Here is a 22,235-nt window from a genome sequence, read left to right as displayed (position 1 = left end):
CGAAAAAACTGTAGGCGGGGCGAAGCATGGACGCATTCCTTGAAGTCGCAGGCTTGACCAAGGCTTTTCCAGGGGTCATCGCAAACGACCACGTCGACCTCACCCTACGTCAGGGCGAGGTTCACGCTATTTTAGGCGAAAACGGCGCAGGCAAGTCGACCCTGATGAAGCTGATTTACGGGCTCTATCAACCAGACAGCGGCGAAATCCGGTTAGACGGCGCACCTGTTCATTTCAACAGCCCACGCGACGCTATACGCGCCGGCATCGGCATGGTTCACCAGCACTTCATGCTGATCCCGGCCCTAACCGTAGCGGACAACATTGTCCTTGGCGATGAGCCGGGCGGTTTCCGTTACGACCGCAAAGAGGCCATCCGAAGGGTTCGGGCGTTGTCGGAGCAGTATCGGCTCACGGTCGACCCAACGGCCAAAATCGGCTCTCTGACAGTCGGTTTGCAACAACGCGTCGAAATTCTGAAAGCGTTCTACCGGGAAGCGAAACTGCTCATTCTCGACGAACCGACGGCTTTGTTGACACCGCAAGAGACGGAAGAGCTGTTCGTCGTCGTGCGGCATCTGCGTGACCAAGGCATCCCGGTCCTCTTTATCAGTCACAAGCTTGACGAAGTGCGCGAAATCGCAGACCGCGTCACAGTCATGCGCGCTGGCAAGACCGTCGGATCGGTGCAAGTCAAAGGTACGACATCGCAAGAACTTGCCAACCTGATGGTGGGCCGCGACGTAGTGCTGCGGATCGACAAGCAACCGCTGAACGCCGGAGCATCCGTACTTGATGTCGAGAACGTATCCGTACAAGGACACGACAAACACGAACGCGTGAAGGGCGTGTCATTTTCGGTACGGGCGGGTGAAATCTTCGGCATCGCTGGTATTGACGGCAACGGCCAGTTTGAGCTCGTCGACGCCATTGCGGGCCTCGCCAAAGTCGTGGACGGAACTGTCCGCTTCAATGGCCAGAACATCACGCGCCTGTCACCAGCTAAGCGAACTCAATCCGGGATTGCCTATGTCCCTCAAGACCGGCAAGCGGATGGGTTAGTGCTGGACTTCGACCTCGTCGAAAACACCATTCTGCGTGACTTCCGCCGCAAGCCGTTTTCGAGTGGTGGTTGGCTTCGGGCCTCTGCTGCACGTGTCTACGCCGAGGGCTTGATCAAACGGTTTGACGTCCGGCCTCCGAACGCGTCCAGAAAAGCTGGCGAGCTGTCTGGCGGTAACCAGCAGAAAGTGATTCTCGCGCGTGAAGTCGGCCGCAATCCGAGCCTCCTCATCGTCGCACAGCCAACGCGTGGGCTCGATGTCGGCGCGATTGAAGGCATCCACCGCGAACTCTTGAAACTGCGCGATTCCGGAAAGGCAATTATCCTCGTGTCGCTTGAGCTCGACGAAATCATGAGCCTGTCTGACCGAATCGGCGTGATCCACGATGGCAAGTTGCTCGAGATTGTCGATGGTCCAAGCGCAACACGCGAACAACTCGGACTGTTAATGACGGGAATTCACCCGAAAGACGGAGTGGCAGTTGGGACTGAGACCCACAGTTCGTCGCCGTCGAGTCCGCAGGAAACGGGGGGGCCGTCATGAACAACGTGTGGAGGAGTGCCTTACGCGGGATTGGTACGCCAATCGTAGCGTCCGCCATCGCCATCGTCATCGGCGGAATTATTGTCAGTCTCATCGGCTACAACCCACTCACTGTGTACAGCTCACTGATTACCGGCGCCTTTGGCACCGTGTTCAACTTGAGCAGCACACTGACTGGTGCCGTACCGTTGCTCGTGATTGGGCTCGGTATCGCGATTGCGTTTCGTGCAGGCCTGTTCAACATCGGTGCGGAAGGGCAATACTGGGTTGGCGCCATGGCCAGCGTCTGGGTCGGTTACCACTTCAATCACCTGCCAAGCATTGTGCACATCATCCTGGCGCTCGTCGCAGGTATGTTGGCAGGCGGTCTCTGGGGCGGTGTCATCCCAGGTCTCACGAAGGCGTACGTCGGCGCCCACGAAGTGATTACGACGATGATGATGAGCTACATCGGGATTTTCTTGGTGGAGTACATGATTGAGGAGCCGCACGCCCCGATGCGCCTTCCTGGCTACATTCCAGAGTCCCCGGCCATCGCGCAGAACACGCACCTCTTGCCTGCACTGCCCATCACGGCTGTTGTGCAGGCGCAGTTGTCGGTGAGCATCTACATCGCGCTTGCAGCTGCCGTCGTCGCTTGGCTGCTGCTGAAGAAGACGACTTTTGGGTTTCAGATTCGATCCATCGGGTTTAATCAGCGCGCGTCGCGTTACGCAGGCATGCGCGTGCCGCTGTATACGATTTTGGCGCTTGGAATTTCGGGCGTATTTGCGGGGCTCGCCGGCGGACTGCAGATGCTCGGCGTTGAGTACCAGTTGAACGACAGCTTCACGTCGCAGTACGGCTACACAGCCATCGTCGTTGCGCTGCTGGCGCGCAACAACCCATTCGGCGTGATTCTGGCCGCGATCTTCTTCTCCGCCCTGAACACAGGCGGACAGAACATGCAGCAAGTGTCTGGCGTCCCATCGAGCCTGACCGACGTACTGACCGGACTAATCATCTTCTTTGTCGCTGCAGAGCGGCTTATCCCCGTCGTCATCGGTTGGGTCCGTCGACGCAAAAGTCAGGGGCGTGCGCAGGACGCGCAGGAAGGAGGAACACTGGCGTGAGTTTTCTCGCAAGTCCACAGCTTTGGGCCGGTACACTGTCTCTCGCGGTACCGCTTGCCTTGCCGGCAATCGGCGGCACTTTTTCAGAACGTACAGGCGTCGTGAATATTGCCATGGAAGGCATTATGCTCATCGGCGCGTTCTTTGCAGTCGCCTGTTCACACTGGACAGGGAGCGCTTGGTTGGGTCTGCTGGCGGCGATGGTCGCCGGTGCTCTCATCGCCTTTGTGTTTGCTTGGGCAGCGATTCGACTGGCAGCCGACCAAGTCGTGCTCGGCATGGCCATCAACATTTTTGGCGCCGGCATCACGGCATTTTTGCTCAACACGGTCTTTGGCTACAACGGGACTCCGACATCGACGCCGTCTTTGCCCAACATCACGATTCCAGCGATCGCGAACGTGCCGGTACTCGGCTGGTTCTTTCACCAGCAGAGCGTGCTTGTCTACATCATGCTCGCACTCGTCATCGCCGCACACTATTTCTTGTTTCACACAAGGCTCGGTCTGCGCATGCGCGCTGTCGGAGAAAACCCGCTCGCCGCGGACACCCTTGGCCTCAACGTGTGGCGGCTACGCTACACTGGTGTCATTATCGGCGGCGTTCTGTCTGCCATTGGCGGTGCCTACCTGTCGATCGGCATTCTCAACAGTTTTGACGTGAACATGACAAACGGCCGTGGCTACATTGCCTTGGCCGCCATGATCTTCGGTAAATGGACTCCATACGGCGCGTTTGGCGCCGCCATGCTGTTCGCCTTCGCAACATCGCTTGCCGACGTGCTGCAGGGCAACGTCATCCCGACTGACCTGTTGTCGATGCTACCCTACGCCCTCACGGTGCTCGCCCTCGCGGGACTTGTGGGCCGGAGCACAGCACCTGCTGCGGACGGCATCCCCTATACACTAGAACGCTGAACCGAGTAGGCGGTCGTCTGACCGCCTACCGCTTCACGTGGTAGAACGTCCCTGTCGCAGATGCCACCAACCTCCCGGCCTCGTCAAACACGTCGCTGCGCGCGGAGTTGATCCGTGATCCACTCGATACGACAGTTCCACGACCGGTAATGACGCCGCTCGTCACAGGCAGATGGTAACGCACGTTGAGGTCAACGGTCACCCCAGGCCGCTGTTGATTGAGAAAACTCGCCATACCAAGCGTGTTGTCGCACAAGAACGCCATGACGCCACCGTGCAATATACCTCCCGGGTTCATCATCCAGTCCTTTACATCCAATGTAAGTGTCGCCTGTCCATCTTCCACTTTTCTGTGTTCACCCAGAAATTCATGGAGGAAGTATGACCCATCCGTGCGCTCACGTGCACGTTTGGAAGCTTTAGCGGCATGCAGTGCCATGGCCAAGTCTGATTCATCGAACGCAGTGAGTTCCTCCAGCAAAGCAACCTTTGTTTCTGTATTCGTCGTCTGAGACATCTGACGTACCTCCACTCCGATCTCTTTCATGTGATTGCGTACGGCGCCTACTTGCCCAGTTTTCGCCGAAGCCAAGCGGCTCAATTCCTCATCTTACCATACCGTTCATTGGCATCGAAACGGCTGTCCGGGCGCAAAATTTGACGAACTGCGAAACACAGTGTCGGCAGCCTACGTCTACTATGTGACAGGATTCTGGCGTGTAGACAAGCTTCGCCTGACCTGTGTCGCGTGGCGATGAAATTCCCAAGGAGGCACCCGCTGTGGCCACTCAAACAGAGTTACATTCATCGTCTCCATCACGCAAGGCCAAGCGCCACGCGCAGAAACACGCTAAACGCCGGAGTGGGAGAACAGCAGTTTGGAGCCTCACTGGACTCATTTGTGCCGCCGCCTGCGGCGAGTTGGCGTATGCCGACATTGCGGCCACCCCTCATCCCCGTGTCTCCTTAAACCCACAAACGAACCTCCTCCAGGTGCGCCTTATGCCCGGTCATGGCTGGCTCGCCGACTGGGTACTTGCCCACAGTAGACTGCAAACGCAGCCTTCTCTCACTGGGCAAGCAAGCGGCGCCAATGCGGGAAACAGAAACAGCAGTGAGGTGTCGTCAGGTTCAGTAGCCGTGCAAGTTGACATTCACACTTGGGCCGAATCGGTAAAGCCCGGTGAGACGGTGCGGGTGACCTCGACCGTGTCGGGGCCTCTGCTGAACAGACTGTCTGAAACGCAGACGATACGGGTTCCTGTTGCCCCGGTGATCACCGCAACACAACAGACCGCGAAGGCGGAGACGGTAATATTCAACACGCCGCTTGCAACTGTCAAGCTGCTGTCTGGAAAGCACGTTGTCAAACTGGCGACCTTACAGTCGATGACCCTCACTCGCGAGAGCAAAGCGTACACGGCGCGGCTGCGAATCGCAGCTCTCAGTGGCGAGGTTGCCGCACTCTCCGTTCAGGTTCCGGCGCTCCCACCACCGCCAGTACATTTGACAGCGATGAACCCGACGCTAGTGCCGCCCGTGTCCCCCGTGCCCGAGTACTTTTTTGGCAACCCATCTGGGAACCGTGTGTACATCACCATCGACGACGGCTGGTATCCGAACGCCAAAGTCCTCACACTGATGCAGCAGACCCATGTGCCGTTAACCGCGTTTCTCATCGACGCCGCGGCACAGGAACACCTGTCCTTCTGGAAGGCGTTTGTCGCAGCAGGTGGCACAATTGGCGACCATACCGACACGCACCCCTTCCTGTCGCACATCTCTGCGCAGTCTGACGTCTACCAGTGGCATCAGCCCGTCATCGATGACCAAAAGTGGTTTGGAGTGACTCCCAGCGTCGGCCGTCCACCTTACGGTGACGTCAACAAAACGGTGCTGGAAGCCGCTCATGCGGCAGGTCTGAAGGCCATCGTGATGTGGAGCGCCGAGTTCAACCCATCAAACCCGGCGCAGGGAATCTCGACTTGGAACGGCCAACCCCTCACAGCGGGCGAGATCATCCTGTTGCATTGGCAACCTGGGCTGTACAACCAACTGCAACAAGTGCTCGCCATTTGCCAACAGCGCGGTCTCGTCCCAGCGCCGCTGACTGCTGGGCTACCCGGGCTAAGCTAAGCTAAGCTGACAGCAACAAGACAAGTGTGGCTAGGCGCTCGCCGAAGATGCTCGGCTGGCGCCTTTTTTACCCTTCCATCAAGTGCCTCAGCCGGTCCGTCCCCGCGTCGGTCAAAGCCCGAGGTTCTTCGCGATGATAGTCTTCATGATCTCGTTCGTCCCCGCGTAAATCGCCATGACCGGGATGTCGCGGTAACGCCTCGCAATTGTGTACTCCTCCATGTATCCGTAGCCGCCGTGCAGCTGCAGACACTCGCCGATGACTTCCTTGGCCATGTCCGTATGCCAGAACTTCGCCATCGACACCTGCGTGACAACGTCTTCTCCTGCCATGTGGCGCACGATAAGCTGGTCGAGGAATACGCGCCCCAGCTCCACTTTCGTGGCCAGTTCGGCAATGGTGAAGCGGGTATTTTGAAACTTGCTGATGGGCTGTCCAAACGCCTTGCGTTCCTTGACGTAGGCAATGGTCTCCTGCAACGACTCTTCTGCGGCAACCTGCGCCGCAATCGCCACGACCAACCGCTCTTGCTGCAGCTTCTCGGCGAGGTACTGGAACCCTCGTCCTTCTTCACCAAGCAAGTTGGCCGCTGGCACACGACAGTTGTCAAAGAACAGTTCGGCCGTGTCCTGGCTGTGCTGTCCGACCTTCTCCAGCCGCCTACCTCGTTCAAAACCTGGTGTGCCGCGTTCCACCCAAATCAAGCTCATGCCTTTGTGCGGTGGATTCGCCTGCGGGTCAGTCTTACAGGCAACGAGCACGAGGTCCGACTGAATTCCGTTCGTAATAAACGTCTTCTGCCCGTTTAGCACGTAGCTGTCGCCATCCCGCACAGCAGTCGTACGAATGCCAGCGAGGTCCGACCCGGCTCCAGGCTCAGTCATGGCGATAGCGGTGATGGTCTCCCCTGTCACACACTTCGGCAGCCACTTCTGCTTTTGTTCCTCAGTTCCGTAGGAGAGAAGGTAGGGCAGTACAATGTCGTTGTGCAGACCGATGCCTGTCAGACCACTGCCGACTCGCTCCAACTCCTCGCCGATGACGACCGAGTAGCCAAAATCCGCCCCCGCCCCGCCATACTCTTCCGGCACTGCGGGACCAAGATAACCCTGTTCCCCCATCTTGCTCCAAAAGGCCCGTGGAACAGCGTGATTGGCTTCCCACTGGCCAAAGTTTGGCACTGCTTCTCTCTCAAGAAACTTCCGCAGCGCATTGCGAAACATTCGGTGTTCGTCGGTCAAGTACGGGTGCTGCATCAAGGAACCTCCTCATATGAAGCCAATGTGATGTGCTTAGTCTTAGCGCACCGGCTGCCCTTCGCGGGATCACGGCGGCTGGCTGCCGGCGGCCGGGCGGGACGATAGCTCCGACCGACCAGTCGGAAGTTGATGGCTACGCCAACCGTACATTCACATCTATTATAAGCGATATGGTCACTCTCGAAAATCCTCCGGGACCAGCGGATCGCGTACGCCCAGCTTGGAATTTGATACAAGCTCGGTTGGCACGACGCCGCACAGCGGGGATCCCACTTGGGACAAGGCCGCACAGCGGGATCCCGATTGGAATAACGGCGCACAGCGGCTTATCCGCCCAAAATCCAGGGGTGCGACCACGAATAGACGGTCCAGAACAGCCTGTAGGTGCTTTTGCAGCCCGATCACGGCGCTCCAGCAGCACATAAGCTGTCCCGGGCCGTCTATACAGCCTCGTGATCCCGGAAATCAGCCGTATAAGCGGTTATACGCGGCTATTCGGCCAGCCGTTGACACGCCTGACGCCGCTGACACGACTGACACTAACGGCCGACGGTGGGATTGAGTGAGTGTGGTGTAGCGGCACATGGCGGGACTGCGGGTGGGATAACAGCGCATGGCGGGATCCCACATAGGACAAGGCCGCACAGCGGGATCCCGCTTGGAATAACGGCGCACAGCGGCTTATCCGCCCAAAATCCAGGCGTGCGACCACGAATAGGCGGTCCAGAACAGCCTGTAGGTGCTTTTGCAGCCGGATCACGGCGCTCCAGCAGCACATAAGCTGTCCCGGGCCGTCTATACAGCCTCGTGATCCCGGAATTCAGCCGTATAAGCGGTTATACACGGCTATTCGGCCAGCCGTTGACACGACCTGCCGGTGCCGCGGTTGCGTTGCCGGCACAGCCGCCTCAGGGCGCCTGCATCATACCGAGGACAGTGCGCCCGCCGTCTGGCCATCTTCTGCGACTGCTGCGTCGTCGAGCTCCTGAGACAGCTTGCGAAATTGCTTAAGCATTGCGAGGCGCCACGGCAGGATCATGCCGAACGCGAGAATAAAGAACAGCGAACCCGTTTGGACTATCGTCACGTACTGCTCGACGTACTGGTGAAGAGCGACGCGAAGTACCAAGAGGACGAGTAAAATCACCACAAAGCCTTTCGAGCGCTTCAAGAAGACTTGGCCGTCGCGGATGTGCATGTTTGAAGTCAAAACCAACGGATACGACAGAATCACACCGACAACGAAAGCGCCCAAGGCGTACAGCCACTTGTCGTGCGTCTGAGGAGCGACAAACATCAGGAATCCGGTGCTCATGCCAAGCGGTGGCATGATAATTTTCTTCGCGTTCACCGGCTTGTTTGTACCGCGTGTCCGCACGAAAATCACCGTCAGGGCAAATACGACAGTGATGACCGTGCTGGCGATCTGCGCTACGTGATTAGACACTTCCATCACCTGCCTAAGCGCCATTTTACCACGGCTAGGCCACGGCGTCCCGTCAGGTTCGTGTCGATTTTCGGAAAAACACCGGGAACATTTGGAATATCTCACTGTCCCAGCCTTCACTGTCCCCAGGCGTCTGTATCTAGTGCGATTGCGCTGGCGTCCTCGACTTACTTCGGCTGCATGCGGATCGCGCCGTCCAACCGGATGACTTCACCGTTGAGCATTGGGTTTTCGATGATGTGCTTCGCGAGCATGCCGTACTCCTTCGGATCGCCGAGGCGCGATGGGAACGGCACCTGCTTGCCGAGTGAGTCGCGCGCCTCCTGCGGCAGCATACCAAGCATCGGCGTGTCAAAGGTGCCTGGCGCAATGCTGCACACGCGGATGCCAAACGCGGCAAACTCGCGCGCGATCGGCAGTGTCATACTGACGACCGCACCTTTCGACGCTGAGTACGCCGCCTGGCCAATCTGCCCTTCGAACGCCGCAACCGAAGCGGTGTTGATGATGACGCCACGCTCGCCATCCGAGTTCGGCTCAGCGTTCTTGATTACATCCGCCGCTAGCCGGATCACGTTAAACGTCCCCACTGTGTTGACCTGAATCACCTTGCTGAAAAACTCGAGCGGGTGGAGCCCGTGGCGACCGACCACGCGGCTCGCGAAGCCCATGCCGGCGCAGTTCACCACGCCGTTGACCTCTCCATACGTGTCGACGGCCACCTGCACGGCCTGCTTGACACTGTCCTCACTAGTTACATCTGTCTGCGCAAACAGAGCCCCAATGTCCTCAGCGTGCTTTTTGCCGATGCTCGCGTTCAAATCGAGGATCACGACGTTTGCCCCGGCCTCGCGTAAGACAGTCGCCGTTGCGCCGCCGAGCCCAGATGCCCCACCTGTGACCAGAAACGTTTTGCCTGCAATCTGCATGCGTCAGCCTCCTCAGAGTCATTCCGTGAGTAGTAATCGTGAGTAGTCATCTTGACTAGTCATCGTGAGTAGTAATCGTGAGTAGTATTTCAGTGAGAGGTCTCTCTTGCGAGGAGACCTCTCTGTCACTCATCCGTCCGGTCACGGGCGGCGGCGCCGATTCCAATCTTGAGAGGTCTCTCTTGCCGGGAAACCTCTCTGCCTCTCATCCACTCAACCGTCCAGTCGTTCGATGATGGTCGCGTTGGCCATCCCGCCACCTTCACAAATCGCCACCAGTCCGTAGCGTTTGCCGTGTAGTTCGAGCGCGTTGAGAAGTGTCGCCATGATGCGTGTGCCTGTTGCGCCAAGGGGGTGGCCGAGAGCGACTGCGCCGCCGTGGACGTTGACACGGTCCCATGGCGCCTGTGTCTCGTGCTGCCAGGCCAGTACAACCGACGCGAAGGCTTCGTTGACTTCGAACAAATCGATGTCAGACACCCCTAGACCAGCGCGTTGCAGAACCTTCTGCGTGGCGGGAATGGGACCTTTGAGCATCGTGACGGGATCGACGCCGACCACGGAGAACGAGACAAAACGGGCGCGAGGCTTCAGCCCAAGCCGATTTGCCGTTTCCCGCGAAGCGATGAGACAGGCACTCGCTCCGTCCGAAATCTGGCTGGCGTTGCCCGCTGTGATGAGCTCAAGTTGTGGGAAAGCCGGCGCTAGGGTACCCATCTTCGCGACTGACGTGTCGGGCCGGATGCCTTCATCTGCGCTGAATCGGACAGTTTCGCCAGTGTCTGTCCGAACATCGACAGGGACAATCTCGCGATCAAATGCGCCGTTTGCCCGAGCTGTGGCTGCACGCTGGTGGCTCTCGTAGCTGAAAGTGTCGAGCTGGGCGCGGGAGAATCCCCACTCCTTCGCGATCATCTCTGCTCCAACCGCTTGGTCAAACCACGGTGCAGTAAGCTTGTAGCGCTCCTTGATGCCTTCCGTGAGCGGTGTTCCGTAGGCGGCAATTGTGCTCAGCATCGGCACTCGCGTCATCGACTCCACGCCACCGGCGATGACCAGGTCATACGCGCCAGCCATGACACCTTGCGCCGCAAAATGGACTGCTTGTAGACTTGACCCACACTGCCGATCTAGAGTCGTTGCCGGAACCGACTCAGGCAGCCCTGCAGACAGCCATGCGTTGCGACCAATGTTCGCCGCCTGGTCGCCTATTTGGTCGACACAACCGACAATCACGTCGTCCACCAGCACCGGGTCGATGCCGTTTCGCTCGACGACAGTTCGCAACAGGTGGCCCAGTAAGTCGACTGGGTGAGTGTTCTTCAGTGCGCCTTTGCGTCTGCCAACAGGGGTTCGCACCGCGTCAATGATGACCGCTTCATACATGGTGATTTCCTCCCGTCGCTTGTGAAATCTAACGTATCGTTACTATGTTCTGAATCATACCACAAGGCTTCCGACAGAGCGTTGATTCTCTGTCCCCACTCCCCACTGCGTCTTGCAAGGTACGGCGTCAAGCGGTAGATTGACAATGACTACGTTGTGCGCAAAAAAGGAGTTTTTTCATGTTTTCCGGACTGTCGTTCGACACATTGTATGAGCCGTATCCCTCCCGACGGTCGACCGTTTTCGCCAATCGCGGCATGGTTGCGACAAGCCAACCCCTCGCCGCTCAGGCGGGGCTCGACATTTTGAAACGCGGTGGCAACGCTGTGGACGCTGCAATTGCGACTGCCGCAGCGCTAACAGTGGTGGAGCCGACGTCTAACGGAATCGGCGGTGACAACTTTGCGATTGTGTACGTCGCCGACCCAGCGTCGGCGAAAGACCCGCACGGCGGCGCGAAACTAGGCGGTGCGTCCAAAGGGCGTCTGTACGGCATGAATTCGAGCGGGCCCGCGCCCGCCCTGTTGTCGCGCGCTGTGCTCGAAGGTCGCGACTTCACAGAGATACCGACACGCGGCTGGATCCCGGTGACAGTCCCGGGCATTCCCGCCGGTTGGGCCGCTCTCTCGGCGCGTTTCGGCCGACTCCCACTGAAAGAAGTGCTCGCGCCTGCGATTGACTACGCGGAGTCTGGCTTCCCAATCTCGCCAATACTCGGCAAGTATTGGGCATTTGCCTGTCAAGCCTACCGCTGCACGGCGAGCGGGAGCGAGTTTGAACCTTGGTTTGACACCTTTGCTCCCGACGGTCGCGCGCCAACCGCCGGCGAAGTCTGGCGCTCGCCAGGACACGCACACACCCTGCGGGCCATCGCCGACTCGAATGCTCGCGACTTTTACGAAGGAGACTTGGCGGACGCGATTGACCGCTTCTCTCGCCGGACAGGCGGACTGCTTCGCAAGTCGGACCTCGCAAGTTTTCACGCCGAGTTCGTCGATCCAATTCACGTCCACTACCGCGGCTTCGACGTCTGGGAGATCCCGCCAAACGGTCAAGGCCTTGTTGCCTTGCTCGCTTTGCAGATTTTGCGTGGTTTTGACTTCACCGAACGCGAGACGACGGAGACATACCACAAAACGATTGAAGCGCTGAAACTCGCATTTGCAGACGGGCACGCCTACATTGCGGACCCCAAGCGCGCGGACGTGCCACTCGACCAACTGTTGTCTGAGACGTACGCCGAGACGCGTCGGAGCCTCATCGGCACAGATGCGCTACAGCCAGCCCCCGGGCAACTTCCCTCTGGCGGCACAGTTTACCTGACTGCCGCCGACGCGGACGGCAACCTCGTTTCCTTTATCCAGAGCAACTACATGGGCTTTGGTTCCGGACTTGTCGTGCCGGGCACCGGCATCGCGCTGCAGAACCGCGGTTGCGGTTTTTCACTCGACCCGAACCACCCGAACGCGCTTGAACCGGGTAAGCGCCCCTACCACACCATCATTCCAGGGTTCCTGACACGCGGCAATATGCCCGTCGGCCCGTTTGGTGTGATGGGAGGGTTCATGCAGCCGCAGGGCCACATCCAAGTGGTCATGAACACGGTCGACTTCCACCTCAATCCACAGGCAGCACTCGATGCGCCGCGCTGGCAGTGGCTAAGCGGGCGTAGTGTAGAACTCGAAGCGACTGTCCCGCAACACATTGCAGCAGCCCTTGCGCGTCGCGGACACGATGTGCAAATCGCTCGCGACAGCGGCGCATTTGGGCGCGGCGAGGTCATCTGGCGAGACCCTTCGACCGGCGTTCTGGCAGGCGCTACCGAGCCCAGAACGGACGGGTCAGTCGCTGCGTGGTGAGTACGATCAAAGTAAAGAAAGGCGGTTGGCAGTGAAAACTTTGTTCGGATATGAAGCCATTGAAATCGCAGAGCCTCTCGAGGCCACTCTCTACGACTCCGATTTGCGGCAGGAGCTGAGCGTCGACGAGGTCCTTCAGTTGATCGAAACAGCCAGCCGCCCCATTCGCGCCTTTACGTTGCGCTTTTGGCCGGAGTCTGAGGAAGAAGCAGAGGCAACCATAATCCGCGCGTTCCGCAAGCACCTGGCGGAAAAACACCAGGCAGAGACGACTCTGCCAGTACTCTTCCCTGCTGCACTGCGCGATGGGCCCATTCACCCGGCAGCTGCTGTGCAGGCCACGCTGAGACTGGTCGAACAGGGAAGGCTGTTGTACGTGCGCACCGAGGGCTCACAGGCTGTGTACCGACTGCCGCGCGACGTGGGTTTTTCGGACACGCTGCAAACTGCGCTCCGAGAAGTAGCATGCCCGGAGTGCGCGCGTCTGGACCTCGGGGGGCCGTTTCACGAAGACTGTCTGACCAACTTGGTATCATTTTTGCAGTCTCACGAGTTTACCGATAATGACTTGGCCGATGTGGACGATCACGATTATGTCACGACCTCCGAGGCCTCGTGGTTCCGCGCCGCCGGTCAGACGCGCGAGAGCGTGCAGAAGTTGGCAAAGACTGCGCTCTCGACAGGGCGCAAGTTGCAAGAGCGTTTAAAAGCGGTCGCGACCGCCCGTGCGGACGATGGAGATGGACCGTCCGGCGGCGGCTTGTCGCACCTGCTGCGCCGCGGCGAGACGCGCAATTCGCGTCATCCTGATGAAGAGCACCAAGACGCTCTGCAACACGCAGCGGTCGAGGTCGAGCACTACGCGCACGAGGATGCGCGGGAAGGGGCAACCGGGATGGACTCTGGAAACGCGGGCCGAACTCTGATGCCGGAAGGCAACTCGAACTTGACCATGCGACCGAGCATTACACAGGCTGACCTCCTCGCATACCTGCAGTCGGTTGACATCGTCGCTTCACAGGGCGAGGCCCAACTTCGTCACGAGTACAGTCAAGCAGTACGGCGGATGGCGGAAAAGGAACGAGAACTCGAGGACCTGCGCAGGCAGCGCAGTTACGTCGAACAACAGTTCAACGAGCTGCAACGAGACATGGATACCGTGTTAAACGCACTTCAGATCGCAAAGCGCAGGGACATGAAACCAGAACAACAGGTGATTGACGCACACTACGAATAGGAGAGTGACTTGTGTCTATCCAACAAACGAACGGCCTGAGTTTGATCCTCCGTTTGAAAATCGACAACACCGCTTCTTACAGTGACATAACAATGGCCATCGGCGAAGCCGGCGGTGATATCATCGCCGTTGACGTGATTCACGTGCGCAAAGACCACGTTGTCCGTGACGTCACGGTGAACGTCCACAACGAGGCGCACAGAGAACGCGTCGTGGAGTCGCTGTCGAAGCGCCAAGGGATTACGGTCGTCAACGTCTCCGACCGCACATTTCTCGTACACCTTGGCGGAAAAATTGCGATTCAGGCGAGGACGCCTGTGAAAAACCGCGACGACCTCTCCCGTGTCTACACCCCGGGCGTAGCGCGCGTCTGCGAAGCCATTGCCGACGACCCTGCGAAAGCCTTTCAGTTGACCATTAAGCGCAACACAGTCGCTGTGGTCTCAGATGGCACGGCTGTCCTCGGGCTTGGCGACATCGGGCCGGCAGCCGCCATGCCGGTGATGGAAGGCAAGGCGATGCTGTTCAAGCAGTTTGCAGACGTGGATGCGTTCCCAATCTGCCTCGACACCAAAGACCCGGAAGAAATTATTCGCACAGTGAAGGCACTCGCGCCGGGGTTCGGCGGGATCAACCTGGAAGATATCTCCTCACCACGGTGCTTTGAGATTGAAGAGCGGCTCAAGCACGAACTCGACATCCCAGTTTTTCACGACGACCAACACGGCACGGCAGTTGTCCTGTTATCTGGCCTCATCAACGCGCTGCGCATCGTGAACAAAGAGATGCGCGACTTGCGCGTCGTGGTCGCAGGCATCGGCGCGGCGGGCGCCGCCTGCACACGGATTCTCCAGTCTGCAGGCGTCGAGCAGATTATCGGCGTCGACCGAAGCGGTATTATCGAAGCAGGCAAACACTACGACAACCCCGTCTGGGACTGGTACGCCAAGAACTCCAATCCCGAGCACCTGACAGGCGGGCTGGACGTCGCGATTAAAGGTGCTGACGTGTTTATCGGTGTCTCTGGCCCCGGTGTGCTAAAGGTAGAGCATGTCCAGTCGATGGCGCGCGATCCGATTGTGTTCGCTATGGCCAATCCGACCCCGGAGATTGACCCGGCGGAAGCCGAGCCCTATGTGAGTATCCTCGCCACCGGCCGTTCCGACTATCCGAACCAGATTAACAATGTGCTCTGCTTTCCAGGCATGTTCCGCGGCGCACTAGACGCTCGGGCGCGTGACATCAACGAAGAGATGAAATTGGCCGCCGCTCACGCGATTGCAAGTTGCGTTCCGGAAGACCAACTCAATCCCCAATACATTATTCCGAGCGTGTTTAACCGTCAGGTCGTCAAAGCCGTCAGTCGTGCGGTCTCGGAAGCAGCTGTAGCGTCTGGCGTGGCCCGCCGCGTACCGAAGTTCGACGCAGAATAACCACCTTGCCTGGGCGATGAGGAAGCCGGGGAGCAGTCGTTTGACCGCTTCGCGGCCCCTCACTTTGAGGTGCTTGCCAAGACACAGCGGAGCGACTATAATAGTCAACGAAAGTCAAAGTCAGACTCTCTTCTTTTCTGAACCAAAGGTCAAAGTTAATCAAAGTCAACAAACTGAAGCGATGAGTTCTCAACAAGATGTTACGCACAGCCAATAGAATAGTAAGGAGGAACACTCTATGCTTTGTGACAACTGCAAATTGAATCAAGCGAATTACGGGCTGCGCCTGCAAGTGAACGGCCATGTCCAAGAACTTCACCTGTGTTCCGATTGCTACAGCAAAATCGGTAGTCAACTCAAGAGTCCGACGGGAGCTTCTCCTTTTGGTGGCTATGCAAATGGATTTCCATTCGAAGACCTCATGAAAGGCTATGGGATGTCTGGGACCGGTCAAGCGACCACGCCGGAGACAAAGCCTGGCGTTGGCGGCGGTGGTTTCCTGGATGAGTTCGGCCGGAACATTTCTGGTCTGGCCGCAGAAGGCAAGATTGACCCTGTGGTTGGGCGGGCCAAAGAAGTCGCTCGCGTCATTGAAATTTTGAACCGCCGTAACAAAAACAATCCGGTGCTGATAGGCGAGCCTGGCGTCGGCAAAACTGCGATTGCTGAAGGCCTTGCTTTGAAAATTGCCGCGGGCCAAGTTCCGTCTAAGTTGCAACACAAGCAAATCTACAGTCTCGACGTCGCATCGCTCGTCGCAGACACGGGGATTCGCGGCCAGTTTGAAGAGCGCATGAAGACTCTTATCGCTGAGTTGAACAAGCGTACGGAGGTCATCCTCTTTATCGACGAAATTCACTTGCTGGTCGGTGCAGGGTCGGCTCAAGGTTCGATGGATGCAGGGAACATTCTTAAACCTGCACTGGCTCGGGGCGATTTGCAAGTCATCGGGGCGACAACGTTAAAGGAATACCGGGTCATTGAGAAAGATGCAGCGCTCGAACGTCGTTTTCAACCTGTCATGGTCAACGAGCCGTCCGTCGATGAAGCGGTCACCATTTTACATGGCATTCAGTCACAGTACGAATCGTTTCACAAGGTCGCTTACACAGACGAGGCAATTCGCGCATGTGTCACGCTGTCAAGCCGGTATATCCAAGACCGCTACCTGCCAGATAAGGCGATTGACTTGATGGATGAAGCGGGATCGAAAGTGAATCTACGCGAAGGCAGTCACGACACCGCTGACTTACAAGCGCGTCTCAGACAAGTCATACGTCAAAAAGAGCAAGCGACCAAGACCGAGAACTACGAACTCGCTGCCAAGTTGCGCGACGAGGAGACGCGCCTGCAAGCCGAAATCCAAACTACCGACAGGGTGAGTGGAAAAGTCGAAGTGACACCGGCTGACATTCAGCAAATCATTGAGGAGAAGACCGGGATTCCGGTGCAGAAACTTCAAGAAGCTGAACAGGCCAAGCTAAAAGACTTGGAAAACCGCCTGGCCAACAAAGTGATTGGCCAACAAGAGGCTGTGCAAAAAGTCGCCAAAGCAATCCGGCGGAGTCGCGCAGGTCTCAAATCTTCCCGCCGCCCAATCGGTTCATTCTTGTTCGTAGGACCGACTGGCGTTGGCAAGACAGAACTTGCCAAGTGCCTCGCCGAAGAGCTGTTTGGGACGAAAGACGCCATGGTACGCCTCGATATGAGTGAGTACATGGAGAAACACTCGGTGTCTAAACTCATCGGCTCGCCTCCGGGATACGTCGGCTATGACGAAGCGGGGCAACTGACTGAACAAGTGCGGCGCAACCCGTACAGCCTGATTTTGTTGGATGAAATCGAAAAGGCTCACCCGGACGTACAGCACATGTTCCTGCAGATCATGGAAGACGGCAGACTCACCGACAGTCAAGGACGCACGGTGAGCTTCAAAGACACAGTTCTCATCATGACGAGCAACGCGGGTGTCACGGAGCGCAAGGTCACGGTTGGATTCGGTGTCGATGCAGTCGCAAGCCAAGCGCAGAACCACCTGGCATCGCTCGGCGCGTTCTTCAAGCCAGAGTTTCTCAACCGGTTTGACGCCGTCATTGAGTTCAACGCGCTTGCAGAGGCGGACATGGTCCGCATTGTCGATACGATGGTGAAAGAACTGCGGGACGGCCTCAGCGAGCGAGACGTGACACTCACTTTGACTGACGCTGCCAAACAGAAACTGGCTGAGATGGGATACAGCGCAACGTTTGGCGCACGGCCACTGCGCAGAGTCTTGCAAGACCAGGTGGAGGACCGAATTTCCGACCTGTTGCTCGACAACCCAGAGCTGCAACAACTCACAGTCGACGTCGAGGACGCACAAGTTGTCGTGCGAGTTGACTGAACTCACAGGGCTACTCCCAAGGCATGGTAAATGCCTAAGCGGAGTAGCCCTTCGTGTCATCCCATCTTCGCCCACATTGGGTGGAGTGCACCTACGCAGACTGCACCTTTACCGACCTGCGTGTCAATTCCATACTCTCTTCATTTAGCCCAACCAGGCTGACTGACTTACCGAATGCATCATATCTATCCATGACTCTTTGAATACCCGTGACTGACGCGTGGTCCCAAACGTGTGTGTGACTAAAGTCAATGACGACTTCATACGGGTCGTGCTCGACGTCGAACATGTCCACAAAGTGTGTCACGGTTGCGAAAAACATTTGTCCTTTGACCGTGTACGTTCTCACTCCGCTCAAACTCGTCGTGGTCGTGGCGTGAATACGAGCCATTTTCCAGCCAATGAAGACAGCGTTCAAAACCACACCAACAAAGACACCCATTGCAAGGTCATTCGTCACAATCACAGTGACCACCGTTGCAACCATGACTAGGGACTCCAAAATCGGCACTCGCCACAGGTCGCGGAGTGACTTCCACTCGAATGTGTAATAAGAGACCATGAACATCACGCCAACCAATGCGGCGACAGGAATTCGACTGACAACCGGACGGAGCACAACAATGAGCACGATGAGCAGCGCCCCGGATACAAACGTGGAGAGGCGCTTCCGACCTCCGTATTCTACATTGAGTGTCGATTGTCCGATCATCGCGCACCCTGCCATGGCGCCAAAGAACCCCGTGACAATGTTCGCGATCCCTTGACCACGAATTTCCTTGTTCTTGTCGCTTTTGGAGTTCGTTGTGTCATCAATGACCGTCGCAGTCATCAGTGTTTCGAGGCTGCCGACCAGAGCGATTGGCAGTGCATACGGAAAGATGATTGCCAACGTATGAAAGTCGAAAGGCACACTCGGAATATGGAAGTAAGGCAAGTGCGCTTGAAGGTGGCCAATCTCCCCTACCGTCTGCAGGGGTAGCTTGAGTAGCATATTGGCAGCTGTCATCACAACAATCGCGATCAAGGAGGACGGAATGACCTTTGTAACAAAAGGCAACCCCCATACCAGAGCGACGGTAACAGCGCAGACGATGTAGGCCAACACACCTTGCCCCATGACATGTGGCAACTGCGCCATGAAAATGAGAATTGCCAGCGCATTGACAAAACCGATGACGACACTGCGCGAAACAAAAGTGATGAAGCGGCTGAGCTTCAATACGCTGATCGCAAGTTGGATTAACCCGGCCAAAACACCCGCGGCGAACAAGTACTGGTCGCCATGATTTTTCACGAGCAGAACCATCAACAGTGCAGTCGATCCGGTCGCACCGGAGATCATGCCAACCCGACCGCCAAAGATTGAAACAACAACGGCGACGATGAACGCCCCATACAGCCCAATCATGGGATTGACACCGGCAATCATGGAAAAGGCAATGGCTTCGGGGATGAGTGCAAAGGCAACGGCTGCGCCAGCGAGGATGTCCTGTCTGACATTACTGAGCCACTCTTCTCTTACGTTTTCAAAAACCACAAAGTACCTCCCGGAAAGTGTTTATGACTGTCAAGTCTCATGAAAGTCTACACGGTCAACACCTGCCGCGTCGAGAGCAACTCCACAGGACCACCGTACGTCATCTCGGCCTGCGCCTTCAGATCCCGATGGTCCCCGTAGTGTGGGTAGTGTGTGAGCGCGAGGCGACGCACCCCGGCCGCGCGCCCGAGCAAGCCTGCCTGTGGCGCCGTCATGTGACCTGCGCCTCTGGCGTCCACCTCCTGCCCTGCGTACATACTCGCTTCACACACAAACAGGTCTGCGCCGCGTGCCAAGTCAGGCAAGTCGGGTCGGCCCGCTCCAGTGCTCTCCGGGTCCAACGCCGAATCGGCAGAGAAGACAAATACCTTGCCGTCAGCTTCCATCCGCACAGCTAGACAGTACACCGGGTGTTGTGTGCGCGCGAACCGAACCAACACGTCACCAATAGCGACCGTCGCATGTTCATCCACCACGTGGAGGTCAATCAGCGGCTCAGCGCCAAGCGATTGCTTCATATCCGGACCGGGGTGTGGCATGTAAACGGGCAACTTCTGCGTGCGTGTTTTCATCAATCGCGATAACAAGACCGCGTAGGTCAAAACCCCGAGGTCAGCGACGTGGTCGTGGTGATGGTGCGTTACTACAACCGCCGACAAGTCCTTGACTTCACACGAGTGCATCAGTTGCGCTAGCACCCCGGAGCCGCAGTCAAGCAGGATTTTGGTATCGCCGTGCTCAACGAGAAAACCTGTTGTCGCCTCGCCAGGCCCGGGGTAGGTGCCCCAATAGCCCATCACTGTCACCGTCAGCGTCTTTTGCCCAGCTTCCATCTATCCCCACTCCTTACCTCAGGTGTAGAACTACACATACGCTGCACGCCTTACAAGGCACCGACATTTCATCCAGTTCACGTTCACTTTCCTGACATACTCTGCTGCTGACTCGACGACCGACGTTCGGACCGAACTGCTCGTCGTCTCTTCATAGCAAGCTTTGCGCGCAACACAAAAGCGCGTACATGAAAAATGTAATCCCTTACACCGAATATTTAGGTTATAAAACCTGACATATTCCGTTGTCACCTCACCCTGGCAATCTATAATGTGCATATAGATGACACGGAAGGCAGGGGAGAGCGATGACACATCCGTCACTCAGCGTCGGACTGAATACCGTATGGGTCGTTCTGACGGCCTCCATGATCTTTTTCATGGAGGGTGGCTTTGCACTCCTCGAAGCGGGCTTTGTCCGCCAAAAAAACCAAGTCTCGATTATCATGAAGGTGTTTGCAGACCTCATCTTTGGTGCGCTCGTCTACTACCTGCTCGGTTTTGGGGTTATGTTCGGCAAGGATTGGCATGGAATCATTGGCACCAACGGCTTTGCCCTGACAGGTGCCCTGACCTCGCTGCCGACAACGATACCACATCCAGCGTTCTGGCTGTTCCACACTGCGTTTGCAGTCGCGGCCGTCAGCATCGTGAGTGGTGCAGTTGCCGAACGAATGAATTTCAAGGCCTATATTCTCTACATCATCGTGATGGTCGCCGTGATTTACCCCATCTCCGGTCACTGGGTGTGGGGCGCCAACGGCTGGTTGGCGAGGCTTGGCATGGAGGACTTTGCCGGGTCGGCTGTGATTCACGCCATGGCTGGATTCGCTTGCATCGCGGCGGCATCGCTCGTGGGACCGCGGCGTGGCAAATACGATGAACAAGGCAACGCGGTCTCGTTTGCTCCCTCGAACCTGCCACTCGCTGCGATTGGCACCTTTGTGCTGTGGTTTGGTTGGTTCGGCTTCAACGCGGGGAGCACCTTGAATGCGCAGGACAGCGCCATCGGCACGATCGCGATGAATACACTGTTAGCCTCTGTCGCAGGTGGCGCATCGGCTCTTCTCTACAGCATGTTCCGCACGGACAAAGCGGACGTCGGCGCCACTATTAACGGCGTCTTGGCCGGTCTCGTTGCAATCACGGCTGGTTGCGCCTTTGTGGCGCCGTGGGCTGCAATCCTCATCGGCGGGGTGGCCGGTATGCTGATGATTTGGGCGACTGGCTGGGTAGAAAAATCTCGGATTGACGATCCCGTCGGTGCCATCGCCGTCCACGGCGTAAACGGCGTATTCGGCACCTTGATGGTCGGTGTGTTGGCCATTCGCGGTGGCCTGGTCACGACCGGCAGTTGGCACCTGCTCGCCGTACAGGGGCTCGGTGTCGTTGCGGTGTGTGCGTGGGGCTTCGCCGCGACCTGGGGCGCGCTGAAGCTCATCAGTCGCTTCGTCCCGCTTCGCGTCAGCGCCGACGACGAGGAAACCGGTCTCGACATCAGCACCCATGGCACAGACATCCCGCACCTCGAACCTGGCTTCCTGCTCTCGCAAATGCCAGTGCGCGAGCGCCGGCGCCTCCTGCACTTGATTGAGGGCATGGCCGCACAAATCCCACCGACGACGAAAACACACATCACCTCCGACCTCCACGAGTAGACTGTGACATCCGCCACGCGCCGTGGCCAGCCGTTCCCACTTAAGCTGCACGGCGTTTGCCCGAGACTTGCCACAGTTCGCCAAATCCGCGAGCTAGGATGGCAGTGTGTCGGTTGATGGCGATTGAATGCGTGACGTGGCCGTGCTATTCGCTAGTGCTGCGACAACGATGTCTGATCGCGTTCAGCAAGCGAGGACTGCACGGTCAATCCCTTCGCCGTCCAATTCACTCATCAGCAGGAGCGTTGCTCCAGACTAGCCACAGTTCGCCAAATCAGCGAGCTAGGATGGCAGTGTGTCGGTTGATGGCGATTGAATGCGTGACGTGGCCGTGCTATTCGCTAGTGCTGCGACAACGATGTCTGATCGCGTTCAGCAAGCGAGGACTGCACGGTCAATCCCTTCGCCGTCCAATTCACTCATCAGCAGGAGCGTTGCCCCTAAAATAGCGGCTCTCAGGGGCTTAAGTCCCCCATTTGAGCCGCGCGGAGGCGTAAT

Annotated in this window: 16 protein-coding genes; 9 read left to right on the top strand and 7 right to left on the bottom strand. The window is 57.6% G+C overall.

Features of this window, described 5'->3' with window-relative positions:
* The first annotated feature begins 26 nt into the window (after positions 1-26).
* Genes JC200_RS15695 through JC200_RS15685 form a run of 3 tightly spaced genes read left to right on the top strand, consistent with a single transcriptional unit; the run spans position 27 to position 3,636 of the window.
* Complete coding sequence (locus JC200_RS15695) at positions 27-1,607, top strand: ABC transporter ATP-binding protein (protein WP_274432623.1); 1,581 nt, start codon at positions 27-29, stop codon at positions 1,605-1,607.
* Positions 1,604-2,719, top strand: coding sequence for an ABC transporter permease (locus JC200_RS15690; RefSeq protein WP_274432622.1), 1,116 nt, complete (start codon positions 1,604-1,606; stop codon positions 2,717-2,719). The genes JC200_RS15695 and JC200_RS15690 overlap by 4 nt, the downstream gene beginning before the upstream one ends.
* On the top strand, positions 2,716-3,636 hold the full coding sequence (locus tag JC200_RS15685) for an ABC transporter permease (protein ID WP_274432621.1): 921 nt from the start codon (positions 2,716-2,718) through the stop codon (positions 3,634-3,636). Before JC200_RS15690 ends, JC200_RS15685 begins: the two co-directional genes overlap by 4 nt.
* A gap of 25 nt (positions 3,637-3,661) precedes the next feature.
* Here the strand turns inward: JC200_RS15685 and JC200_RS15680 are convergent, their stop codons facing one another.
* Positions 3,662-4,153 carry a PaaI family thioesterase gene (locus tag JC200_RS15680; RefSeq protein WP_274432620.1) on the bottom strand — a complete coding sequence of 164 codons (492 nt, stop codon included), beginning with the start codon at positions 4,151-4,153 and terminating at the stop codon, positions 3,662-3,664.
* A gap of 263 nt (positions 4,154-4,416) precedes the next feature.
* Here JC200_RS15680 and JC200_RS15675 point away from each other — a divergent pair, with 263 nt between their 5' ends.
* A complete protein-coding gene (locus tag JC200_RS15675) occupies positions 4,417-5,772 on the top strand; it encodes a polysaccharide deacetylase family protein (protein WP_274432619.1) in 1,356 nt (451 codons plus the stop codon).
* A gap of 111 nt (positions 5,773-5,883) precedes the next feature.
* Here JC200_RS15675 and JC200_RS15670 read toward each other — a convergent pair whose 3' ends face one another.
* From JC200_RS15670 to JC200_RS15655, 4 genes are all read right to left on the bottom strand, one after another.
* Positions 5,884-7,029, bottom strand: a complete 1,146-nt coding sequence (locus JC200_RS15670; RefSeq protein WP_274432618.1) for an acyl-CoA dehydrogenase family protein — start codon at positions 7,027-7,029, stop codon at positions 5,884-5,886.
* 925 nt (positions 7,030-7,954) lie between these two features.
* Positions 7,955-8,485, bottom strand: a complete 531-nt coding sequence (locus JC200_RS15665; RefSeq protein WP_443111916.1) for a CcdC family protein — start codon at positions 8,483-8,485, stop codon at positions 7,955-7,957.
* Between the two features lie 161 nt (positions 8,486-8,646).
* Complete coding sequence (locus JC200_RS15660) at positions 8,647-9,408, bottom strand: 3-hydroxyacyl-CoA dehydrogenase (RefSeq protein WP_274432616.1); 762 nt, start codon at positions 9,406-9,408, stop codon at positions 8,647-8,649.
* Between the two features lie 213 nt (positions 9,409-9,621).
* Entirely contained in the window at positions 9,622-10,794 is a 1,173-nt protein-coding gene (locus tag JC200_RS15655) for a thiolase family protein (RefSeq protein ID WP_274432615.1), read from the bottom strand.
* Between the two features lie 179 nt (positions 10,795-10,973).
* Between JC200_RS15655 and JC200_RS15650 the strand changes: the two genes are divergently transcribed.
* The 4 genes from JC200_RS15650 to JC200_RS15635 all read left to right on the top strand — a co-directional run bounded on the left by JC200_RS15650 (position 10,974) and on the right by JC200_RS15635 (position 17,706).
* Positions 10,974-12,653 (top strand): gamma-glutamyltransferase family protein, encoded by a 1,680-nt coding sequence (locus JC200_RS15650; RefSeq protein WP_274432614.1) that lies wholly within the window; start codon positions 10,974-10,976, stop codon positions 12,651-12,653.
* A 31-nt stretch (positions 12,654-12,684) separates the two neighbouring features.
* Positions 12,685-13,890, top strand: coding sequence for a hypothetical protein (locus JC200_RS15645; RefSeq protein ID WP_274432613.1), 1,206 nt, complete (start codon positions 12,685-12,687; stop codon positions 13,888-13,890).
* An 11-nt stretch (positions 13,891-13,901) separates the two neighbouring features.
* Positions 13,902-15,323 carry an NAD-dependent malic enzyme gene (locus JC200_RS15640; RefSeq protein WP_443111829.1) on the top strand — a complete coding sequence of 474 codons (1,422 nt, stop codon included), beginning with the start codon at positions 13,902-13,904 and terminating at the stop codon, positions 15,321-15,323.
* 238 nt (positions 15,324-15,561) lie between these two features.
* Positions 15,562-17,706: an ATP-dependent Clp protease ATP-binding subunit gene (locus JC200_RS15635; RefSeq protein WP_274432612.1), complete on the top strand. Its 2,145-nt coding sequence runs from the start codon at positions 15,562-15,564 to the stop codon at positions 17,704-17,706.
* Positions 17,707-17,797: 91 nt separating this feature from the next.
* On the opposite strand, the gene JC200_RS15630 is transcribed toward JC200_RS15635, so the two are convergent.
* Both JC200_RS15630 and JC200_RS15625 read right to left on the bottom strand, forming a co-directional pair.
* Entirely contained in the window at positions 17,798-19,246 is a 1,449-nt protein-coding gene (locus JC200_RS15630) for a SulP family inorganic anion transporter (protein WP_274432611.1), read from the bottom strand.
* A 47-nt stretch (positions 19,247-19,293) separates the two neighbouring features.
* Positions 19,294-20,079 carry an MBL fold metallo-hydrolase gene (locus JC200_RS15625; RefSeq protein ID WP_274432610.1) on the bottom strand — a complete coding sequence of 262 codons (786 nt, stop codon included), beginning with the start codon at positions 20,077-20,079 and terminating at the stop codon, positions 19,294-19,296.
* Between the two features lie 308 nt (positions 20,080-20,387).
* Here JC200_RS15625 and JC200_RS15620 point away from each other — a divergent pair, with 308 nt between their 5' ends.
* The gene (locus JC200_RS15620; RefSeq protein ID WP_274432609.1) at positions 20,388-21,737 is read left to right on the top strand and encodes an ammonium transporter; all 1,350 of its coding nucleotides are present in this window, start codon (positions 20,388-20,390) and stop codon (positions 21,735-21,737) included.
* The last annotated feature ends 498 nt before the right edge of the window (positions 21,738-22,235 follow it).

Origin of the sequence: Alicyclobacillus sp. ALC3 (assembly GCF_028751195.1) — a bacterium.
Classification (GTDB): domain Bacteria; phylum Bacillota; class Bacilli; order Alicyclobacillales; family Alicyclobacillaceae; genus Alicyclobacillus_L.
This window is presented reverse-complemented; position numbering and strand designations above follow the sequence as displayed.